Here is an 18564-nt window from a genome sequence, read left to right as displayed (position 1 = left end):
ATAGTAAAAAGGCCTTCCATCAGGGAAGGCCTTTTGCATCATAACAACCTGTTACGGGCGATAAACTTTTACGTTGCTGAAACCCTGCTCGCGCAGATAAAGCGCCTGCAGACGGCTCATCACCCCGCGTTCGCACCACAGCAGCCAGGTTTTGCTCTGATCGAGATCGCCAAATTTGGTGCTCAGCTTGTAGAACGGCAGGGAAACGACCTCAACCCCCTCGACCTTCAGCGGCTTGTCTTCCTGCTCGTCGATGGAGCGAATATCGAGGATCGCATCGTTGGCGCCAAAGCCGGTCACGGTTTCCACTTCCACCACCGTCTCTTCCGTCTGCTGGGCGATTTCGCGGATATCGATATTGCTCGCCTCTTCCACCACTTTATCGAGGATGCTGAAATCGAAGTGTTCTTCTTCCGCTTCAATCTTCGCCTTCACCGCCTTCACGGTCGGGCTTTTGGAGATCACGCCGCAGTACTCCGGCATGGTGCGGGCGAAATCTTCCGTGCCGATCTCGCGGGCCAGGTCGATGATGTGCTCTTTATCGTGCGAAATCAGCGGACGCAGGATCAGGGTATCGGAGACGTTGTCGATAAGGCGCAGGTTGGTGAGGGTCTGACTGGAGACCTGGCCCAGCGCTTCGCCGGTGACCAGCGCCTGCACGCCGTAGCGTTCCGCGACCTTTGACGCGGCGCGGACCATCATGCGCTTGAGCACCACGCCCATCTGACCGTCATCCACTTTTTCGAGGATTTCGCCGACCACCGGCTCAAAGTTAATCGCCACAAAGCGAACGCGGTGCGAGCTGCCGAAGCGGTTCCACAGATAATGCGCGACCTGGCGGACGCCAATCTCATGGGCGGCGCCGCCAAGGTTAAAGAAGCAGTAGTGCACACGGCAGCCGCGGCGCATCAGCATGTAGCTGGAGACGCCGGAGTCAAAGCCGCCGGAAATCAGCGACAGCACATCTTCCTGCGTGCCGATCGGGAAGCCGCCGATACCTTCATAGCGGCCTTTCACCAGCAGCAGGCGATCGTTTTCAATCTCAAGATTGACGGTGACGTCCGGGTCGGTCAGCTTCACGCGCGCCGTTTCAATATGCTGATTCAGGCCGCCGCCAACGTAGCGCTCCACCTCAATTGAGGTGAATTCATGTTTGCCGCGACGCTTCACCCGCACGCAGAAGGTTTTGCCTTCCAGCGCCTCGCGCCACAGCGGCAGCGTCTGCTCAAAAATATCGTGCAGCGAGGTGAACGGTACGTCTTCGACTTCCAGAATATGGTGGATGCCGGGAATACGGGTCAGCGCATCGCGAATAGCCGGGCGCTGATTTTCATCTTTCGCGCGAACTTCGATATGATCCCAATGACGAACGACGGCCAGCGTCTCGTCATAGTTTTTGAGAACGTTACGAATGTTCCCGGTTAAGATTTTAATGAAGCGCAACCGCACAGATTGGCTTTTGATGGTGATTTCCGGGAACAATTTAATGATAAACTTCATGGCGACAATAGTTCGTTGGCAAGCCCGACGGGGCTTTAAGCAAAAGTTGTAAAGCAGCGCACACCGGTGCCTGCATCCTGGGCGCGGAGTATATCACCATTGCGCGTTATTTGCTTACACGCGTGACTTCGTTACCATACCCGGTATTGCCGTCGCGACATAACAAGAGTCTACATTCACTATGCCAAAGAAAAATGAGGCCCCGGCCAGCTTTGAAACTGCGCTGGGCGAACTGGAGCAGATCGTTAACCGTCTGGAAAGCGGCGATTTGCCGTTAGAAGAAGCGCTCAGCGAATTTGAGCGCGGGGTCCAGCTGGCCCGCCAGGGGCAAAGCCAGCTACAGCAGGCCGAACAGCGCGTGCAGATCCTACTGGCGGATAGTGAAGATTCCCCGACCACGCCTTTTACGCCGGACGCTGAATAAATGGATTTCCCGCAACAATTGCAGGCCTGTGTGGAACAGGCTAACGAGGCGCTGCGCCGTTTTATCGCGCCGCAGCCCTTTCAGAACACTCCGCTGGTGGAAGCGATGCATTATGGCGCACTCTTAGGCGGTAAACGCCTGCGTCCCTTCCTTGTCTACGCTACCGGCGAGATGTTCGGCGTGAGCCGCACCACGCTGGACGCCCCTGCCGCCGCGGTCGAATGCATTCATGCTTATTCCCTGATGCATGATGATTTGCCGGCGATGGATGATGACGATCTGCGTCGCGGATTGCCGACCTGCCATATTAAATTTGGCGAAGCCAACGCAATTCTTGCGGGAGATGCCCTGCAAACGCTGGCGTTTTCTATACTCAGTGATGCGCCGATGACGGACGTCCCTGACCGGGATCGTCTGGCGATGGTTTCCGAACTGGCGCAGGCCAGCGGCGTGGCGGGCATGTGCGGCGGCCAGGCGCTGGATCTGCAGGCGGAAGGACAGCAGGTGAATCTGCAGGCGCTGGAGCGTATCCACCGCCACAAAACGGGCGCGCTGATCCGCGCCGCCGTCCGCATGGGGGCGCTGAGCGCCGGCGAACGTGGGCGCGCCGCCCTTCCCGCGCTGGATCGCTATGCGGAAAATATCGGCCTGGCCTTCCAGGTCCAGGATGACATTCTCGACGTGGTAGGGGATACTGCGACCCTTGGCAAACGTCAGGGTGCCGACCAGCAATTGGGTAAAAGCACCTATCCCGCCCTCCTGGGCCTTGAGCAAGCCCGGAAGAAAGCGCACGACCTGATCGCTGATGCCCGCCGGTCGTTAGATGAACTGGCCGCACAATCTCTGGATACTTCGGCACTGGAAGCGCTCGCGAATTACATTATTCAGCGCGATAAATAAACAATAAATGAGTCTCTGATGAGTTTTGATATTGCCAAATACCCGACCCTGGCGCTGGTAGATTCCACCCAGGAGTTGCGCCTGTTGCCAAAAGAGAGCCTGCCGAAGCTGTGTGATGAGCTGCGGCGCTACCTGCTGGACAGCGTCAGCCGCTCCAGCGGTCACTTTGCCTCTGGCCTCGGCACCGTGGAACTGACCGTGGCGCTGCACTACGTCTATAACACGCCCTTCGATCGCCTGATCTGGGACGTCGGCCACCAGGCCTACCCGCATAAAATTCTGACCGGCCGCCGCGACAAAATCGGCACCATTCGCCAGAAAGGCGGCCTGCACCCCTTCCCGTGGCGCGGTGAGAGCGAGTACGACGTACTGAGCGTCGGTCACTCCTCCACCTCCATTTCCGCTGGCATCGGGGTGGCTATCGCCGCCGCGAAAGAGGATAAGCAGCGGCGCGCGGTGTGCGTGATTGGCGACGGGGCGATCACCGCCGGCATGGCGTTTGAGGCGATGAACCACGCCGGGGATATCAAACCCGATCTGCTGGTGGTGCTGAATGACAATGAAATGTCGATCTCCGAGAACGTCGGCGCGCTGAACAATCATCTGGCGCAGCTGCTCTCCGGTAAGCTCTACTCCACCCTGCGCGAAGGCGGCAAAAAGGTCTTCTCCGGCGTACCGCCGATTAAAGAGCTGCTTAAGCGGACCGAAGAGCATATCAAAGGCATGGTGGTGCCTGGGACGCTGTTTGAAGAGCTGGGCTTTAACTACATCGGCCCGGTGGATGGCCACGATGTGCTCGGTCTGGTCAGCACTCTGAAGAACATGCGCGACCTGAAGGGGCCGCAGTTCCTGCATATTATGACCAAAAAAGGCCGCGGCTATGAGCCCGCCGAGAAAGACCCGATCACTTTCCACGCGGTGCCGAAGTTCGACCATACCAGCGGTGTGCTGCCCAAAAGCAGCGGCGGTCTCCCCTCCTACTCGAAAATCTTCGGCGACTGGCTGTGCGAAACGGCAGCCAAAGACAGCAAGCTGATGGCCATCACCCCGGCGATGCGCGAAGGTTCAGGGATGGTGGAATTTTCGAAGAAATTCCCCGATCAGTACTTTGATGTCGCCATCGCCGAGCAGCATGCGGTCACTTTCGCCGCCGGACTGGCGATTGGCGACTACAAGCCCGTCGTCGCCATCTACTCCACGTTCCTGCAGCGAGCCTACGATCAGGTGATCCACGATGTGGCTATTCAGAAGCTGCCGGTGCTGTTTGCCATCGACCGCGCCGGGATTGTCGGCGCAGACGGCCAGACGCATCAGGGGGCGTTCGATCTCTCCTTCCTGCGCTGTATTCCGGATATGGTGGTGATGACGCCGAGCGATGAAAATGAATGCCGCCAGATGCTGCACACCGGCTACCACTACAGCGACGGACCCTGCGCGGTGCGCTATCCGCGCGGCAGCGGCACCGGCGCGACGCTGGAGCCGCTGGCATCGCTGCCGATCGGCAAAGGGGTCGTGAAGCGCCAGGGCGAGAAGGTCGCGATCCTTAACTTCGGCACCCTGCTGCCGGAAGCCGCGGCGGTGGCGGACAAACTCAACGCCACCCTGGTGGATATGCGCTTTGTGAAGCCGCTGGATACCGCGCTGATCCTGCAGCTGGCAGGCGAGCACGACGTTCTGGTGACGCTGGAAGAGAACGCCATTATGGGCGGCGCCGGCAGCGGCGTGAATGAAGTGCTGATGGCCCATCGCCGGGCGGTACCGGTGCTCAATATTGGCCTGCCGGATGTCTTTATTCCGCAGGGCACTCAGGAAGAGATCCGCGCCGACCTCGGCCTTGATGCCGCCGGCATTGAAGCCAAAATCCTCGACTGGCTGGCATAATCGCCCCTCCCGCTCCTGCTATGCTTAAGGGATACCCTTGATGAATAGCAGGAGCGCACTATGCACTATATCCCCCTCGGCGATACTGCCTTACGTGTTTCCCGACTCTGCCTCGGCTGCATGACCTTCGGCGAGCCGGACCGCGGCAGGCACGCCTGGACGCTTCCGGAAGAGAGCAGTCGCCCGCTCATTCAGCACGCCATTGAAGGCGGCATCAACTTCTTCGATACCGCCAACAGCTACTCCGACGGCAGCAGCGAAGAGATCGTCGGCCGCGCCCTGCGCGACTTTGCCCGCCGCGATGAGGTGATTGTCGCCACCAAGGTCTATCACCAGGTCGGCGATCTGGCGGAAGGGCTTTCCCGGGCGCAGATCCTGCGCTCCATCGACGACAGCCTGCGCCGTCTCGGGATGGACTATGTCGACCTGCTGCAGATCCACCGCTGGGACTACAGCACCCCGATTGAAGAGACGCTCGAAGCGCTGGACGAGGTGGTGAAAGCCGGCAAAGCGCGCTATATCGGCGCCTCGTCCATGCATGCCCGGCAGTTTGCCCAGGCGCTGGCGCTTCAGCAGCAGAACGGCTGGGCGCGCTTCGTCACCATGCAGGATCACTACAACCTGATTTACCGGGAAGAAGAGAATGAGATGCTGCCCCTGTGCCAGCGTAACGGCGTGGCGGTGATCCCGTGGAGCCCGCTGGCGCGCGGCAGGCTGACCCGCCCATGGGGTGAGACCACCGCCCGGCTGGTCTCGGATGAGTTCGGCAAATCGCTTTACAGCACCAGCGAAGAGAACGACGCGCAGATCGCCGGGAATCTCGCGGACGTGGCGGAAGAGCTCGACGCCAGTCGCGCACAGGTCGCCCTCGCCTGGCTATTAAGCAAGCCCGGCGTCGCCGCGCCGATTATCGGTCCGTCGCGTCAGGAGCAGCTCGATGACCTGCTGCAGGCGGTGGATTTGACGCTATCTTCGGAACAGATCGACAAACTGGAGGCGCCCTATCAGCCGCATCCGGTGGTGGGATTTAAATGACGGGCGTGCTTTCCCCGACAGCATGGCGCTGCCGGGGAGCAGCGGTCAAAGCAGACCGATCGGCCAGTGATGGCCAATAACATACAGCACGCCGGCGGAGATCACGCCGGCGACGATATCGTCCACCATGATCCCCATTCCGCCGTGAATATTGCGGTCAAACCAGCGGATCGGCCACGGTTTCCACATATCGAAGATACGGAAAATGACGAAGCCGGCGGCCACCCACTGCCAGTCGAGGGTCGGCAGCGCCATCAGGGTGATCCACATCCCGACGAACTCGTCCCAGACGATGCTGCCGTGGTCATGGGTGCCCATATCTTTGGCCGTGCGATGGCACAGATAGACTCCGATACAGATGCTCATCATCACCACCAGCGAGTAGAGCTGCCAGGGGAGAAAAGTCATCAGATACCAGAACGGGATCGCCGCCAGCGAGCCCATCGTCCCCGGCACCACCGGGCTTAAGCCGCTGCCAAAGCCGGTCGCCAGCAGATGCCACGGATTACGCATACTCAGGCGGCTAAGCGCCTCGTCTCGACTACGCAAAGTGATCGTATCCCTTTAAATCAAGCATGACCGGCTTACCGTCACGGATAAACTGCAAACCTTCGCTCTCCGGCGCAATCTGTCCGATACAGGTAAAACGCGCGCCTAGATGGCCAAGGGCCACGTCCAGCGCCCCGCGGTTCAGTTCCGGTACGGTAAAGCACAGTTCGTAATCTTCTCCACCGGCGAGCGCCCAGCGCAGCGCCTGCTCGGGCTCAACCTGGCGCAGCATGGCGTCAGAGTACGGCATGGCATCAAGATCGATGCGCGCGCCGCAGTCGCTGGCTTTGAGAATATGACCCAGATCGGAGATCAGGCCGTCGGAGAGATCGATGGCCGACGTCGCCAGGTCGCGCAGCGCCTGGCCCTGCAGCACGCGGGGCATCGGACGCAGGTGACGGGCCAGCAGGTAATCGGCATCCGTCGGCGCATCCACCGTCAGACGGTTCTGCAACAGGGCCAGGCCGGCGGCGCTGTCCCCCGGGGTGCCGGTGACATAGATCCAGTCTCCCGGCTTCGCGCCTGAACGTTTCATGGCGCGCCCTGGCGGCACAAAGCCGTGGATACCCAAGGTCATGGCGAGCGGGCCGCGGGTGGTATCGCCGCCAATCAGCTGCATATCGTAGTAGTCAAGCTGGACAAACAGGCTGTCGCTGAAGGCTTCCAGCCAGGCTTCATCCACCTCCGGCAAGGTCAGCGCCAGGGTGAGCCACGCCGGCTCCGCGCCCATCGCCGCGAGGTCGCTCAGGTTTACCGCCAGCGCTTTATAGGCGAGGTCGGCCGGGTCGATATCGGGTAAGAAGTGATTGCCCGCCACCAGAGTGTCGGTGCTGATTGCCAGCGTTTTTTTCTCGGGAATATTCAGGAGAGCGCAGTCGTCGCCGATACCGGTTTCGACATCAAGACGAGCGCTTTTAACGCGATCAAAATAACGGGCAATCAGGGAGAATTCGCCACATGCCATACGTTATGCCTCAGCAAAATAATAAATAAGGCCGGGTTGCGAGGCGACCCTCGCAAAACCCGGCCTGCAGTTTACTTCTTGTGGGGACGAATTACCGGAGCCGCTTTGTCCAGCACGCCGTTGACGAACTTGTGGCTATCTTCAGCGCCGAAGGTTTTCGCCAGTTCGATAGCTTCATTGATGGCCACTTTATACGGTACGTCATCACGTTTGGATAGCTCAAACAGCGCGATACGCAGCACCGCTTTTTCCACCTGACCCAGCTCTTCCAGCTGACGGGACAGGTAGGGCTTCATCAGGCCGTCGAGGTACGCGCTGTTAGTCGCCACTCCGGACAGCAGTTCGCGGAAATACAGAACATCAACATCTTTTACGTCCTGTTCCGCCAGGAACTGGTATTCGACATCAGCGATGTCGTTGTGGGACAACTGCCAGGAGTAGAGCGCCTGAACGGCACACTCACGGGCGCGGCGACGAGCAGCAGGTTTCACGGAATTCCCCTTACAAAAATCAGGCCTTGATGGCTTTCAATACGTTAATCATTTCCAGCGCGGTCAGCGCAGCTTCTGCGCCTTTGTTACCGGCTTTGGTGCCAGCGCGCTCGATGGCTTGTTCAATACTTTCAGTGGTCAGAACACCAAAGGCTACCGGGATTTCGCTGTCCTGAGCGACGTGCGCCAGGCCATTGCTGGCACCGCCAGCCACATATTCAAAGTGGGCGGTACCGCCGCGAATCACCGTACCCAGCGCAATCACCGCGTCATATTTACCGGTTTTCGCCAGTGCGCCAGCCGCCAGCGGCAGCTCGTACGCGCCTGGAACCCAAACAACGGTGATGTTTTCATCTTTTACCTGACCAATGCGTTTCAGGGCGTCAATCGCACCTTCCAGCAGGCTGTCATTGATAAAGTTGTTGAAACGCGCAATGGTGATGGCGACGCGAGCGTCCGGGGTAGCAACGTTAGCTTCAATAATGTTCATACTCTTCCTTCGGGTTCATGTGCCCCGCAAGGGGGGCGGATTTTATCATATTATTCTGAGCGCTGCTTCCTAATAATCAGGAAAGCCTCACGCAGTGGTTAAATGCAGGCAGACATCCGGGCCAACCTGACGTATCTCATTGAATTTGAAATGGGGCGCCTGGCTCAGTTCTTCAAGCCCCGGCAGCGCGCATAATCCACGCGCCGCATTGCCTAACAGTTTAGGCGCAATATAGACGATAAGCTCGTCGACCAGGCCCGCCTGCAGCAGCGCCCCGGCGAGCGTGGCCCCCGCCTCCACCCAGACGCTGTTGATCTGCTGTTTGCCGAGCAGCATCATCAGCAGCACCAGATCGAGATGGCCGTTATGTTCCGGAACCAGCAGCGTGCGCACGCTGTCCGGCCACTGGCGCTCATCGGCGCTCAGGCGGGCAAACAGCGTTTCCCCCGCCTGCTGCACAATACGATGCTCAGGCGTGACGCGGTTCTGGCTGTCGATAACGACGCGCAGCGGCTGGCGCAAATTCTCTTCGGGATACAGCGCCTGGGTATCGGCGCTCAGCTCCTGCCAGCGCACGGTCAGCGCCGGATCGTCCGCCAGCACGGTGGCGCTGCTGGTCAGGATAGCATGGCTCTGGGCGCGCAGACGCTGCACGTCGCGTCGCGCCTGCGGGGAGGTGATCCACTGGCTTTCGCCGCTGGCCATCGCCGTGCGGCCGTCCAGCGAGGCGCCCAGCTTGAGCTGGACCCAGGGAAAACCGGTGCGCATCCGCTTCAGGAAGCCCTTATTCAGCGCTTCCGCCTCGTTCATCATCAGCCCGTGGCTGACGTCAATACCGGCCTGCTGCAGACGGTACAGGCCGCGCCCCGCCACCTGCGGGTTCGGATCCTGCATCGCGGCGACCACGCGGCTGACGCCGGCGGCAATCAGGGCGTCGCAGCACGGCGGCGTACGACCGTGGTGGCTGCAGGGCTCGAGGGTGACGTAGGCGGTGGCGCCGCGCGCCTTTTCCCCGGCCATCCGCAGAGCGTGCACTTCGGCATGCGGCTCGCCGGCGCGATAGTGGAACCCTTCGCCGACGATCTCGCCGTCTTTAACAATGACGCAGCCAACGTTAGGGTTAGGATGGGTGGTAAAGCGACCGCGGGCGGCGAGCTTGAGCGCACGCGCCATGTACATTTCGTCCTGCATGGCTTAGTCCTGTAAGCGGGCGATCTCTTCGCCGAATTCTTTGATATCTTCGAAGCTGCGATAGACCGACGCGAAGCGAATATAGGCGACTTTATCCAGTTTTTTCAGCTGCTCCATCACCAGGTTGCCGATCATTTTGCTGGCCACTTCGCGCTCGCCGGTGCCGCGCAGATGGGTTTTGATATGGTTGACCGCCATTTCGACGTCATCGGCGCTGACCGGACGTTTCTCCAGCGCTTTCAGCATCCCACTGCGCAGCTTGTCTTCGTTGAAGGGTTCACGCACATCGTTACTCTTCACCACCCGCGGCATGACCAGCTCCGCCACTTCGAAGGTGGTAAAGCGCTCATTACAGACCAGACACTGCCGACGGCGACGCACGGAAGAGCCTTCCCCTACCAGACGAGAGTCGATCACTTTGGTATCCACGGCGAAACAGAAAGGGCAATGCATAGCGCGTCCTGACAGGTAGTTAAACTGAAGGGTAGTTTACCGCGAAGTGACCTGACTACAAAGAAAGAGCTTTTGAGACAAAGGATCTATGGGAGAGTCAGGCGGTTTGGCTACCATTAAGCATCCTCTGCAAACGGAATCCTGACCATGACAAGACGTTACCTGAAACTCGCCATCGCGGGCAGCCTGTTTACCCTGACCGCCTGCGCCCAGCAAAGCGAAATCCGCCAGATGCACCAGAGCGTGAGTACGCTGAGCCAGGAGATGACCCAGCTCAATCAGCAAACGATCAAAATTACCCAGCAAAACGCGCTGAACGCGAAATCCACCCGCGGCGTCTATCTGCTGCCGGAGGCGAAAACCCCGGCGCGGCTGGAGAGCCAGATCGGCACCCTGCGCATGTCGGTGGCGAGCATTACGCCGGATGGCGACGGGTCACGCCTGACCTTACGTATTCAGGGCGAATCCAACGATCCGCTGCCGGCCTTTACCGCCACCGTCGCCTCCGGACAGATCACCGGTATTACCCACAGCTACCAGGAAGTGAATGTTCAGGATCAATTGATCAGCGCCCCGGCCAGCATTCTCGCCCCCAGCGATGTCGATATCCCGCTGCGCCTGAACGTGACGCCGGACAAAGTCGGTTTTATTCGCGTCCACGATATCCAGCCAGCCGCCGCGCAGTAAGCCTTGCCGCCGGGCTTCCCCCTGCCCGGCGACGTCCTGTCCCGTTATTCTTATCCACTTACAACTTTTCGCAAGAGTTCATTAGAAATCGTTCTGCATCGCGATTTTCAGTAGCATTTTGTCAAGAAATGCATAGAATCGTGAACGCAATCGATTACGCATGTTCTGGTTATGTGAAACAACACGTATTTTTGTGAGCAATGATTCCTATAATAGACCCCCACAGAAACACGAAATATTTAGAAACGCTTCGGCACTTCTTTTAACGCCTTCAGGCTCAATTTAAACAGTGGCATTACTATGAAAAAAACATTACTGGCAGCGGGTGCGGTTGTGGCGCTCTCCACTTCTTTTACCGCGGGCGCGGCAGAAAACGACAAACCGCAGTATCTGTCTGACTGGTGGCACCAGAGTGTTAACGTGGTGGGCAGCTACCACACCCGTTTTGGACCGCAGATCCGTAACGATACCTACCTGGAATACGAAGCGTTCGCCAAAAAAGACTGGTTTGATTTCTACGGTTATATCGATGCCCCGGTATTCTTCGGCGGCAACAGCACGGCAAAAGGTATCTGGAACAACGGCTCCCCGCTGTTTATGGAGATCGAACCGCGCTTCTCTATCGATAAGCTGACCAACACCGACCTGAGCTTCGGGCCGTTCAAAGAGTGGTATTTCGCGAACAACTATATCTACGATATGGGCCGCAATGACTCCCAGGAGCAGAGCACCTGGTATATGGGTCTGGGTACCGATATCGACACCGGCCTGCCGATGAGCCTGTCGCTGAACGTCTACGCCAAATACCAGTGGCAGAACTACGGCGCGTCCAACGAAAACGAGTGGGACGGCTACCGCTTCAAAGTGAAATACTTTGTGCCGCTGACCGACCTGTGGGGCGGTTCGCTGAGCTACATCGGCTTCACCAACTTCGACTGGGGCTCTGACCTCGGCGATGACAACTTCTACGATCTGAACGGGAAGCACGCGCGCACCAGCAACTCCATCGCCTCCAGCCATATCCTGGCGCTGAACTATGCGCACTGGCACTACTCGGTGGTGGCCCGTTACTTCCATAACGGCGGCCAGTGGGCTGACGATGCCAAGCTGAACTTCGGCGATGGCGATTTCAGCGTCCGCTCAACCGGTTGGGGTGGTTACTTCGTGGTTGGTTACAACTTCTGATTGCTGAAACGGCAGGACAGCGCCCGGGCCACCCGGGCGTTTTTATTTCTCCCACACGTCGCAGCGGACCTTGCGCAGAAAATCGCTTAACGATCGGTCGGCGCACTCGCTGAATCGACGCTCGGTCGCCCTGACCGCCAGACAGCGGTCGAGGCGAAAGTTGCGATAATCATTGCGCAGCTCGCACCAGGCCACCAGCAGCCAGCGCTCCCCCCAGAAAAACAGCCCCAGCGGCAGCACGTCGCGCTCGGTCACCCGACCGGACTCATCCTGATAGCGCAGCGCCAGCACCTGCTGGCCGGAGACCGCCAGATGAATGACGTCAAAGAAGGTTTTGGCATAGCGATGGGCGCCGAGATCGGGGGCAAACAGGCGGGTCTGCTCCGCCTGGCGCCGGCGCGCCTCCGGCAGGATCGCCAGCATCTTCTCCTGGGCAGACTCCAGCGATTGCGACAGCGCCTCGCCGCCCCAGGTTTTCAGCAGCCGGATCGCGGCGATCAGCGCTTCGGATTCTTTGGTGGTCAGCATTAGCGGCGGCAGATCGTAGCCCGCCAGCAGGCGATAACCACTCCCCGCCTCGCCCTCCACCGGCACGCCGGAGAGGGAGAGATCGCGAATATCGCGATACACGGTGCGCTCCGACACGCCCAGCCGCTCCGCCAGCAGCGCGGCGGTGGTGAGCCGCCTGCCGCGCAGGATCTGCACAATCTGAAATAAACGGTCGGCGCGTCGGGTCATGTCTCACTTCACAAAAAGTTCAGGTTAAGCCGGTTGGTGCAGGCCGACGCGGTTGCCCTCGCTGTCAGTAAACAGCGCGATGGTGCCAATATCATTCGGCAGCGTCAGCGGCCCGAAAACACATGCCCCACCCGCCGAGGCAACGCGGTCGAGGGTGGCGGCAAGATGGTCTGTATGCAGGTAAATAATAGCGCCCTGCGCAGAGGGCGCGATACCCTCAAATTTGGCCAGCGCGCCGCCGGGGGTCGGATCCTGATGCGGGAACACCGCCAGCTCGGCGCAGTCCATGGTTTCGCGACGCAGCGTCACCTGCATCACCGGCTCATAAAACGCGACGGCGCGATCCATATCGGCGACCGGAATTTCAAACCAGTTAATCACGTTATTCATACTTCCTCCTGCTCGTTAATGAGTTCAGAAGGAGTGTATGGGAGGGCTCCTGACAGCATACTGTCAGCAGGTTTTGTCGCGGGCAAAAAAAATCCCGGCGCCTGGCCGGGATTGCGTTATTTCAACTGAACTGTATTACGGCAGAATAGACGGCTGGTCCGCCCCTTCTTTTTCGACCTTCTGCTGCAGCAGATGCTCGCGCTTCATGCCCAGCTTCAACGCCAGCGCGGAGGCGACGTAGATAGAAGAAGCCGTACCGATGGAGACACCGATCAGCATGGTCAGCGAGAAGCCTTCCAGAATCGGGCCGCCGAACAGGAACAGCATCAGGATCACCATCAGGGTGGTCCCGGAGGTGATCAAGGTACGGTGCAGCGTCTGGGTCAACGACACGTTGAAGATCTCGTACGGCGTACCGCGGCGGATCTTACGGAAGTTTTCACGGATACGGTCCGATACCACGATACTGTCGTTCAGCGAGTAGCCGATAACCGACATCAACGAGGCCACAATGGTCAGGTCGATCTCGATATGGAACAGCGACAGCACCCCCATGGTGATCACCACGTCGTGCGCCAGGGCGATAACCACCCCCGCCGCCAGACGCCATTCGAAGCGGAAGCCGACGTAGATCAGGATACAGACCAGCGCGGCAATCAGCGCCAGGGCGCCGGTTTGCGCAAGGTCCGCGCCGACGCTCGGGCCGACAAACTCAATACGCTTCACCGCCGCGTTCTGGCTGGTCGATTCGTTAATCACCGTCACGACCTTGCTGCCCAGCTCCTGGCTGACGTTGGCGTCATGCACCGGCGGCATACGTACCATGATGTCGCGGCTGCTGCCAAAGTTCTGCACCTGCGGCTCTTCAAAGCCCGCTTTCTGCAGAGAATCGCGCATCTGGTCCAGATCGACCGGCTTCTCAAGGTTAATTTCGATCACCGTACCGCCGGTGAAATCGAGACCCCAGTTAAAGCCGCGGACGCCGATGATGGCGATCGACACAATCAGCAGAAAGCCTGAAATGCCGAAGGCCCAGTAATCCCAGCGCATAAAGTCCCAGACTTTACGGCCGTGGTTCAATTGTTCAACAGTATATTCCTGTGCCACAACGCACTCCTCAGATAGACAGCTTTTTAACGCGCTTGCCGCCGTACAGCAGGTTCACGATGGCACGGGTGCCGACGATAGCGGTAAACATTGAGGTCGCGATACCGATACCGGTGGTAATCGCAAACCCTTTAATGGCACCGGTACCGACCGCGTACAGGATGATCACTTTGATAAGCGTCGTCACGTTGGCGTCGAAGATCGAGCTGAACGCGCCGCGATAACCTTCGTCAATCGCCTGCTGAACGGTACGCCCGTTGCTCAGCTCTTCTTTGATACGCTCGTTGATCAGAACGTTAGCATCGACCGCCACCGCAAGGGTTAACACGATACCCGCGATGCCCGGCATGGTCAGCGTCGCCCCCGGGATCAGGGACATAATGCCGACAATCAGCACCAGGTTGGCAATCAGCGCCGAGGTCGCAATCAGACCGAACTTTTTATAGAAGAGGATCATGAACAGGATTGAGACCACCAGGCCGGCCAGACAGGCTTCCAGACCCTGCTTGATGTTCTGCATGCCAAGGGTTGGGCCGATAGTCCGCTCTTCGACGATCTGAATCGGCGCAATCAACGCGCCGGCACGCAGCAGCAGCGACAGCTGGCGCGCTTCGTTCGGGTTGCTGATACCGGTAATACGGAAGCTGTTGCCCAGACGCGACTGGATGTTGGCGATGTTAATCACCTCTTCCTCTTTCGCCAGGATAGCGCGACCGTTGGCGTCTTTCTTACCGCTGTCTTTATACTCCACGAACAGGGTCGCCATCGGCTTGCCGATGTTGTCCTTGGTGAAGTTGGACATGATGTTGCCGCCCGCGCTGTCCAGCGAGATGTTGACCTGCGGCTGGTTGTACTCATCCATGCTGGAGGTCGAGTCGGTGATATGGTCACCGGTCAGGATCACCCGCTTGTACAGCACCACCGGCTGGCCTTCACGCGTCTCTTTCACTTCCGAGTCGCCCGGCACGCGGCCTGAGGCGGCGGCGGACTGGTCCACGTTGGTATTGACCAGACGGAACTCGAGGGTCGCGGTCGCGCCAAGGATCTCCTTCGCCCGCGCGGTATCCTGGATACCCGGCAGCTCAACCACGATGCGGTCAGCGCCCTGACGCTGAACCAGCGGTTCGGCGACGCCCAGCTGGTTCACACGGTTACGCAGAATGTTAATGTTCTGCTGAACCGCATACTCACGCGCTTCTTTCAGGCGCTCATCGGTCATCACCGCTTTCAGGCTGTTGTCACCCTGAGAGGAGATCACCAGATCGCGATGGCGAGGGCTGAGATAAGAGATAGCCTGGTCGCGCGCCGCGCTGTCGCGGAAGACGATGCTCAGACCATAGTTGTCTTCCTTACGCACGGTCGCGTAAGGAATGCCTTTGTCGCGCAGCTCGCTGCGCAGGCTATCGATGTTCTGTTCCTGCAGTTTGCCTAACGCGGTGTCCATGTCGACTTCCATCAGGAAGTGCACGCCGCCGCGCAGATCAAGACCCAGCTTCATCGGCTCGGCATAGAGTGCCGCCAGCCAGCGTGGGGTTGCCGGAGCAAGGTTTAGCGCCACGACGTATTTGTCACCCAACACGGTAAGCAGCGCTTCACGCGCGCGCAGCTGGGTATCAGTGGTGTCGAAGCGCGCAAGAATAGCGCCCTCTTCCAGTGCCACAGACTTCGCGGTAATTTTTTCTTCTTGTAAAGTTTTCTGGACCTGGATCAGCGTTTGCTCACTGGCGGCGACGCCGCGCGCGCCAGTGATTTGAACAGCCGGATCCTCACCATACAGGTTGGGAAGCGCATAGATCAGGCCGACGACAATGACGACGACCAGCATGACATACTTCCACAAAGGATAACGGTTTAACACGGCAGTTCCCTTTGGGAAAAGTTAGATTACAGCGCCTTCATGGTGCCTTTCGGCAGAACGGCAGCAACGAAGTCACGTTTGATAACCACTTCAGTGGTATCGTTCAGCGCGATAGCAATGTAGCCAGTTTCCGCTACTTTGGTCACGCGACCGACCAGACCGCCGTTGGTCAGCACTTCATCACCTTTGGCGATGGAGTTCATCAGGTTCTTATGTTCCTTGGTGCGCTTCTGCTGTGGGCGCAGGATCATGAAGTAAAAAATCAGACCGAACACCACCAGCATCAGAATCAGAGACATCGGGCTGCCCTGCGCCGGTGCACCCGTTGCCGCTACCGCATCAGAAATAAAAAAGCTCATTGAAATTCCCTCATTATTAAAATTAATCAACGTTCAAAGGAGGCACGGTGCGCCCCTGACGTTGGTAAAAATCGGTCACGAAGCTCTCTAATTTACCCTCTTCGATAGCCTTGCGTAAACCAGCCATTAAACGCTGATAGTAGCGCAGGTTATGAATGGTATTGAGACGCGCGCCCAATATTTCGTTGCAACGGTCAAGGTGATGCAAGTAAGCGCGTGAATAATTGCGACATGTATAGCAATCACACTCGGCGTCCAGCGGCGCGGTATCGCTTTTGTGCTTCGCGTTGCGGATTTTCACCACGCCGTCGGTGACGAACAGGTGGCCGTTACGCGCGTTGCGCGTCGGCATGACGCAGTCGAACATATCGATACCGCGACGTACCCCTTCCACCAGATCTTCCGGCTTCCCGACGCCCATCAGGTATCGTGGTTTATCGGCCGGGATCTGCGGGCAGACGTGCTCCAGAATACGGTGCATGTCTTCCTTCGGCTCGCCGACCGCCAAACCGCCGACAGCGTAGCCATCAAAGCCAATCTCTACCAGACCTTTCACCGAGATATCACGTAAATCTTCGTAAACGCTGCCCTGAATGATGCCGAACAGCGCATTTTTATTGCCAAGGCTATCGAAACGGTCGCGGCTGCGCTTCGCCCAGCGCAGAGACATCTCCATCGAGCGCTTGGCGTAATCCCAGTCCGCCGGGTACGGCGTACATTCGTCGAAGATCATCACGATATCGGAACCGAGATCGTACTGAATCTCCATGGATTTTTCCGGATCGAGGAAAATCGGATCGCCGTTGATCGGGTTACGGAAGTGGACGCCCTGCTCGGTGATCTTACGGATATCGCCAAGGCTGAACACCTGGAAGCCGCCGGAGTCGGTCAGGATCGGTCCTTTCCACTGCATAAAATCGTGCAGATCGCCGTGCAGCTTCATGATCTCCTGACCCGGGCGCAGCCACAGGTGGAAGGTGTTGCCGAGAATAATCTGCGCGCCGGTGGCTTCCACCTCTTCCGGCGTCATCCCTTTGACGGTGCCGTAGGTGCCAACGGGCATAAAGGCCGGTGTTTCCACCACGCCGCGCTCAAACACCAGGCGACCGCGGCGGGCGCGACCGTCGGTGGTATCCAGTTCAAATTTCATGCTTGCTCCTGCGTCAGAAAAACAGTCCGACGTTTTGATACTCGCCACGGAATGATTCCGTGGCTAAAAATGCGTCATGGCGTGCCAAAAGCCGGCGGGCCGGCCTTTTCAGGGACGCTCAGAAATAGCCTGCGGATTGTACGTGATAAACATCGCATCCCCGTAGCTAAAAAAGCGATATTTCTGCTCTACCGCTACCTTATAGGCGTTCATGGTGTGCTGATAACCAGCAAACGCCGACACCAGCATAATCAGTGTGGATTCAGGGAGATGGAAGTTGGTCACCAGCGCATCGATCACCTGGTACTGATAACCCGGATAGATGAAAATCTGCGTATCGTCGAAGAACGGCGCGATCAGGGCGTCTTTCGCCGCCTGCGCCGCGCTCTCCAGCGAGCGTACCGAGGTGGTGCCCACCGCGATCACGCGATTGCCGCGCGCTTTCGCCGCCAGCACCGCATCGACCACCTCCTGCGGCACTTCCGCATATTCTGAGTGCATAGTGTGCTCTTCAATGCTGTCGACGCGCACCGGCTGGAAGGTACCCGCGCCCACGTGCAGGGTGACAAACGCCATCTCAACGCCTTTAGCGCGCAGTTTGTCCAGCAGCGGTTCGTCGAAGTGCAGACCCGCGGTCGGGGCGGCTACCGCGCCCGGCCGGGTGCCGTAGACGGTTTGATAGAGCTCACGGTCAGCGTCTTCGTCCGGGCGATCAATGTAGGGCGGCAGCGGCATATGGCCGATCCCGTTAAGGATCTCCAGCACCGGGCGCTCGTCGTTAAATTCCACTTCAAACAGCGCGCCGTGACGCGCCAGCATGGTGGCCTGAATGCTCTCGTCGTCGCCCAGCAGCAGCTCGGCGCCCGGCTTCGGCGCTTTCGAGGCGCGAATATGGGCGAGGATGCGCTTATCATCCAGCATCCGCTCCACCAGCACTTCAATCTTGCCGCCGCTGGCCTTGCGGCCGAACAGACGCGCCGGGATCACCCGGGTGTTGTTAAACACCAGCAGATCGCCGGGATTGAGCTTATCGAGGATGTCGGTGAAGGTGCCATGCGTCAGCGCGCCCGTCGGCCCGTCCAGGGAGAGTAAGCGGCAGCTACTGCGCTCAGGCATCGGATAGTGGGCGATCAGGGATTCGGGTAGTTCAAAAGCAAAATCGGTAACGCGCATGACGATAACTCAGACTGAATAAAGAGGCGGGTAGTCTAG

General features: G+C 58.7%; 20 protein-coding genes. 6 read left to right on the top strand and 14 right to left on the bottom strand.

Annotated features, from left to right (window positions below; translation table 11 throughout):
* Window positions 1–51: 51 nt before the first annotated feature.
* The gene (gene thiI, locus ACOI7D_RS17505; RefSeq protein ID WP_004151340.1) at window positions 52–1500 is read right to left on the bottom strand and encodes a tRNA uracil 4-sulfurtransferase ThiI; all 1449 of its coding nucleotides are present in this window, start codon (window positions 1498–1500) and stop codon (window positions 52–54) included.
* A 181-nt stretch (window positions 1501–1681) separates the two neighbouring features.
* Here thiI and xseB point away from each other — a divergent pair, with 181 nt between their 5' ends.
* Genes xseB through ACOI7D_RS17485 form a run of 4 tightly spaced genes read left to right on the top strand, consistent with a single transcriptional unit; the run spans window position 1682 to window position 5740 of the window.
* Window positions 1682–1924 carry an exodeoxyribonuclease VII small subunit gene (xseB, locus tag ACOI7D_RS17500; protein WP_004204824.1) on the top strand — a complete coding sequence of 81 codons (243 nt, stop codon included), beginning with the start codon at window positions 1682–1684 and terminating at the stop codon, window positions 1922–1924.
* Window positions 1925–2824: a (2E,6E)-farnesyl diphosphate synthase gene (gene ispA, locus ACOI7D_RS17495; protein WP_004204826.1), complete on the top strand. Its 900-nt coding sequence runs from the start codon at window positions 1925–1927 to the stop codon at window positions 2822–2824.
* An 18-nt stretch (window positions 2825–2842) separates the two neighbouring features.
* On the top strand, window positions 2843–4705 hold the full coding sequence (gene dxs / locus ACOI7D_RS17490) for a 1-deoxy-D-xylulose-5-phosphate synthase (protein WP_023288599.1): 1863 nt from the start codon (window positions 2843–2845) through the stop codon (window positions 4703–4705).
* Between the two features lie 60 nt (window positions 4706–4765).
* The gene (locus ACOI7D_RS17485) at window positions 4766–5740 is read left to right on the top strand and encodes an aldo/keto reductase (protein WP_023288598.1); all 975 of its coding nucleotides are present in this window, start codon (window positions 4766–4768) and stop codon (window positions 5738–5740) included.
* A 45-nt stretch (window positions 5741–5785) separates the two neighbouring features.
* On the opposite strand, the gene pgpA is transcribed toward ACOI7D_RS17485, so the two are convergent.
* The 6 genes from pgpA to nrdR all read right to left on the bottom strand — a co-directional run bounded on the left by pgpA (window position 5786) and on the right by nrdR (window position 9878).
* Window positions 5786–6289 (bottom strand): phosphatidylglycerophosphatase A, encoded by a 504-nt coding sequence (gene pgpA / locus ACOI7D_RS17480; protein ID WP_004177266.1) that lies wholly within the window; start codon window positions 6287–6289, stop codon window positions 5786–5788.
* A complete protein-coding gene (thiL, locus tag ACOI7D_RS17475) occupies window positions 6282–7253 on the bottom strand; it encodes a thiamine-phosphate kinase (RefSeq protein WP_109546608.1) in 972 nt (323 codons plus the stop codon). Before thiL ends, pgpA begins: the two co-directional genes overlap by 8 nt.
* 71 nt (window positions 7254–7324) lie before the next feature.
* Window positions 7325–7744 carry a transcription antitermination factor NusB gene (gene nusB, locus ACOI7D_RS17470; protein WP_002891356.1) on the bottom strand — a complete coding sequence of 140 codons (420 nt, stop codon included), beginning with the start codon at window positions 7742–7744 and terminating at the stop codon, window positions 7325–7327.
* Window positions 7745–7763: 19 nt separating this feature from the next.
* Window positions 7764–8234, bottom strand: coding sequence for a 6,7-dimethyl-8-ribityllumazine synthase (ribE, locus tag ACOI7D_RS17465; protein ID WP_001021161.1), 471 nt, complete (start codon window positions 8232–8234; stop codon window positions 7764–7766).
* A gap of 87 nt (window positions 8235–8321) precedes the next feature.
* Complete coding sequence (gene ribD, locus ACOI7D_RS17460) at window positions 8322–9425, bottom strand: bifunctional diaminohydroxyphosphoribosylaminopyrimidine deaminase/5-amino-6-(5-phosphoribosylamino)uracil reductase RibD (protein WP_023288596.1); 1104 nt, start codon at window positions 9423–9425, stop codon at window positions 8322–8324.
* A gap of 3 nt (window positions 9426–9428) precedes the next feature.
* Entirely contained in the window at window positions 9429–9878 is a 450-nt protein-coding gene (gene nrdR, locus ACOI7D_RS17455; RefSeq protein ID WP_002890417.1) for a transcriptional regulator NrdR, read from the bottom strand.
* A 147-nt stretch (window positions 9879–10025) separates the two neighbouring features.
* Here nrdR and ACOI7D_RS17450 point away from each other — a divergent pair, with 147 nt between their 5' ends.
* Entirely contained in the window at window positions 10026–10565 is a 540-nt protein-coding gene (locus ACOI7D_RS17450) for a DUF3251 domain-containing protein (RefSeq protein WP_109546609.1), read from the top strand.
* Window positions 10566–10865: 300 nt separating this feature from the next.
* Window positions 10866–11750, top strand: coding sequence for a nucleoside-specific channel-forming protein Tsx (locus ACOI7D_RS17445; protein WP_004204836.1), 885 nt, complete (start codon window positions 10866–10868; stop codon window positions 11748–11750).
* A 42-nt stretch (window positions 11751–11792) separates the two neighbouring features.
* Here the strand turns inward: ACOI7D_RS17445 and ACOI7D_RS17440 are convergent, their stop codons facing one another.
* The 7 genes from ACOI7D_RS17440 to queA all read right to left on the bottom strand — a co-directional run bounded on the left by ACOI7D_RS17440 (window position 11793) and on the right by queA (window position 18525).
* Window positions 11793–12488: a helix-turn-helix transcriptional regulator gene (locus tag ACOI7D_RS17440; protein WP_085551220.1), complete on the bottom strand. Its 696-nt coding sequence runs from the start codon at window positions 12486–12488 to the stop codon at window positions 11793–11795.
* Between the two features lie 24 nt (window positions 12489–12512).
* Window positions 12513–12878 carry a VOC family protein gene (locus ACOI7D_RS17435; protein ID WP_109546610.1) on the bottom strand — a complete coding sequence of 122 codons (366 nt, stop codon included), beginning with the start codon at window positions 12876–12878 and terminating at the stop codon, window positions 12513–12515.
* A gap of 135 nt (window positions 12879–13013) precedes the next feature.
* The gene (secF, locus tag ACOI7D_RS17430) at window positions 13014–13985 is read right to left on the bottom strand and encodes a protein translocase subunit SecF (protein ID WP_109546611.1); all 972 of its coding nucleotides are present in this window, start codon (window positions 13983–13985) and stop codon (window positions 13014–13016) included.
* Window positions 13986–13995: 10 nt separating this feature from the next.
* A complete protein-coding gene (secD, locus tag ACOI7D_RS17425) occupies window positions 13996–15843 on the bottom strand; it encodes a protein translocase subunit SecD (RefSeq protein WP_008805370.1) in 1848 nt (615 codons plus the stop codon).
* Window positions 15844–15869: 26 nt separating this feature from the next.
* Entirely contained in the window at window positions 15870–16202 is a 333-nt protein-coding gene (yajC, locus tag ACOI7D_RS17420) for a preprotein translocase subunit YajC (protein WP_002890398.1), read from the bottom strand.
* Between the two features lie 22 nt (window positions 16203–16224).
* The gene (tgt, locus tag ACOI7D_RS17415) at window positions 16225–17352 is read right to left on the bottom strand and encodes a tRNA guanosine(34) transglycosylase Tgt (protein WP_002890395.1); all 1128 of its coding nucleotides are present in this window, start codon (window positions 17350–17352) and stop codon (window positions 16225–16227) included.
* Between the two features lie 108 nt (window positions 17353–17460).
* Window positions 17461–18525, bottom strand: coding sequence for a tRNA preQ1(34) S-adenosylmethionine ribosyltransferase-isomerase QueA (queA, locus tag ACOI7D_RS17410; protein WP_004204841.1), 1065 nt, complete (start codon window positions 18523–18525; stop codon window positions 17461–17463).
* Window positions 18526–18564: the final 39 nt, after the last annotated feature.

It is taken from the genome of Klebsiella sp. C360, assembly GCF_048822415.1.
In the GTDB taxonomy this organism is placed as follows: Bacteria; Pseudomonadota; Gammaproteobacteria; order Enterobacterales; family Enterobacteriaceae; genus Klebsiella; species Klebsiella quasipneumoniae.
This window is presented reverse-complemented; position numbering and strand designations above follow the sequence as displayed.